Annotated in this window: 2 protein-coding genes; one reads left to right on the top strand and one right to left on the bottom strand. The window is 35.8% G+C overall.

Annotation, left to right across the window (positions count from 1 at the left end):
* Positions 1-74: 74 nt before the first annotated feature.
* Positions 75-1,568: a carboxypeptidase-like regulatory domain-containing protein gene (locus tag WBN20_RS05645; RefSeq protein WP_424281023.1), complete on the top strand. Its 1,494-nt coding sequence runs from the start codon at positions 75-77 to the stop codon at positions 1,566-1,568.
* Between the two features lie 28 nt (positions 1,569-1,596).
* Here the strand turns inward: WBN20_RS05645 and ctlX are convergent.
* Positions 1,597-2,508: citrulline utilization hydrolase CtlX (gene ctlX, locus WBN20_RS05640; RefSeq protein ID WP_424281022.1), on the bottom strand; the 912-nt coding region annotated here is incomplete at its 5' end.

The following is a 2,508-nucleotide window of genomic DNA, read 5'->3' as shown; positions in this document are numbered from 1 at the left end:
ATTAATTATAAAAGTTAGTAACGTTTTATAAGGTTACTTCGACTTAGATGAAATATTAATCAAGAATATTACTTATGAGCAAACCCATATCTAACATTTTTATTCACATATTCCTACTTGCTTCTATATCAATATATGGCCAATCTATTTCCTCCAGGGTAGTAGACACCAAAACAAACGAAGGTATTCCCTATGCAACGGTTCAATTTAGCGAGCATCGTGGTATTATTACTAATGAGGAAGGCAGATTCAGTGTAAATTTAAAATCCAGGCTGGAACAACAAGATTCCATCTATATTTCCAGTATGGGATATAAAAAAACAGCTATCCATTTTAAGGCTATTTTGGATAGTGTTATATACATAGAACCAAAGGCTATAGAACTAAATGAAGTATACCTATTTAACAATGATCTCGGTATCGATGAAATCATTGACAAAGTGAAAGAATACTTACCAACAAATTATAATAGAGATCCCATAAAACAACGCTTATTCTTTAGGCAATCAAGCCTCAATACCATGACTAAAATGGATATTGAATTTGAAAAATCTACCATAGAAGAGCTTAATAAAAAATTTCTGGATAGTGTGGTCTCCATTTTACCTAGAAATGCATCATACTATACTGAAAGTTTATGCGATTTTTACAGAAAACCAGACGAGCACCGCCTATACATAGAAAAGGCGGCAGAATTATACGATAAAAACAATAAAGGTTCTATGGAGGCTCTTTCGGCCAAATTAGAGCGCATTTTTAAAGAAAATGTAAAACCTGATTCCTATTTAAAAATTAAGTCGGGCTGGTTTGGTCAAAAAGTGGAGTTAGATTCCTTATTTGATGCCTCGGACGAGACGGATGAGTTAGAAGATGAACTCAAAGACCGTGGTAATAAACATTTTCTGTTATCCAAAAAAGATCAGCTGCACGATCTTTATTCTGAACTCTTCTATAATGATGACAGCAAATTAAATTTTATTGACAAATCTAACCGCTATGAATTTAGCTTAAAGGGATTTACTGCCCTGGAAGACGAAGGCGTATATGTCATATCATTTGACCCAAAAAGGTCAGAAGACTTTAGAGGAACAATCTATGTAAACATAGAAGATTTTGCAATAATGCGAGTAGACTATGAGAATGTAAATTCATTGAAAAGAATAAAATTATTGGGGTTCTCCTATGAAGAAATCACCTATAAAGGAACTACAATTTTCAGTAAGGGAAGTAATAATAAGTATGATTTACGATTTATTGATAAGGTATTCGGTCGTAAAATGGGTATAAGAAGACCTTTGAGTGTAATAGAGAAAAACAAGCATGTAAAGGGAAGAAGGAAGCAAAATGAATTGTCTATGGAGCTGGATATTGTTAATTTCAATACAGAGAAATACGAATTGGTTGTCTTTGATTCCGAGCTAATAAGTACTGGTGAATTTTCCAATTCAGTTGAAAATGAAACTGTTAAAGCCACATACCTTTCCAGTTACAATCCTGAATTCTGGGAAGGATATGATATTATGGAACCCAATAAGGCTATTCGCGAATTTACCGTGTCTGATAAATAGGAGTTCGTTTGGTCAAAGTATTTTTAAACTATTGTCTGGGCAAAAACACCTCCGCCATCATACAACGGGCACTCCCGCCGCCGCAGGTCTCTATAGTATCTAAAGGGCTATGTACTATGGGGTTATGTTTTTCCAAAGTGCTAATCTGGTCCGGTCTGAGGCTGTTATATGCAGAGGTACTCATAATCAGATAACGTTTATCAGAGGCGCCTGCTACCTGTAGCATATTTCCTGCGAAGTGATGCATTTGTTCCTCAGTGATTTCAATGATCTCTTTGCCGTCCTGTTTCAGATGATCTAAAACGTTTTTCCTTTCTTTCTTATCATCTATAGCGTCTAAACAAATTACGGCATATGCCTCGCCCATGCAGATCATAACATTGGTATGGTATATAGGCAATCGTTCTCCATTCACAGATTGATATGCAATAAAGATTACAGGAGTACATTCAAAGTCTTCACAAAACTCAATTACCAGTTCTTCATGTGCGCGGTCAGAAAGTGCACAATATACTTTTTGATTTACACGGTCCATTAAAATACTTCCTGTTCCCTCCAGAAAAAGCCCTTCTTTTTCTGCAGAAGTATAGTCCATTACATTCTCAATACGGAAACCTTTTGCTTCAAGAATTTCAAGAATATCATCTCTTCGCTCCTCTCTGCGATTTTCGGCAAACATAGGATAAATGACGACCGTACCATCAGAATGAAAAGAAATCCAATTGTTTGGAAAAATTGAATCTGGTGTATCGGGAACAGGCGTGTCCTCAATCACTATAACCTCTATTCCTATATTCCTTAATACATCTACAAATGTATCAAACTCCTGCTGCGCCTTCAGGTTAATTGCATTGTTCTGGAGGTCGATGTCTTCCATAAAATAGTTATTCACCGCGGTCTGTTCGTTCATTCGAAATTGTACCGGGCGAATCATCAAAAT

It is taken from the genome of Eudoraea sp. (assembly GCF_049665975.1).
In the GTDB taxonomy this organism is placed as follows: Bacteria; Bacteroidota; Bacteroidia; order Flavobacteriales; family Flavobacteriaceae; genus Eudoraea.
The sequence above is the reverse complement of the archived record's forward strand: the minus strand, read 5'-3'. Positions and strand labels throughout refer to the sequence as shown.

Excerpts from the sequence above, each read along its gene's own strand:
- WBN20_RS05645 (WP_424281023.1), top strand. The coding sequence starts at position 75 with ATGAGCAAACCCATATCTAACATTTTTATTCACATATTCCTACTTGCT.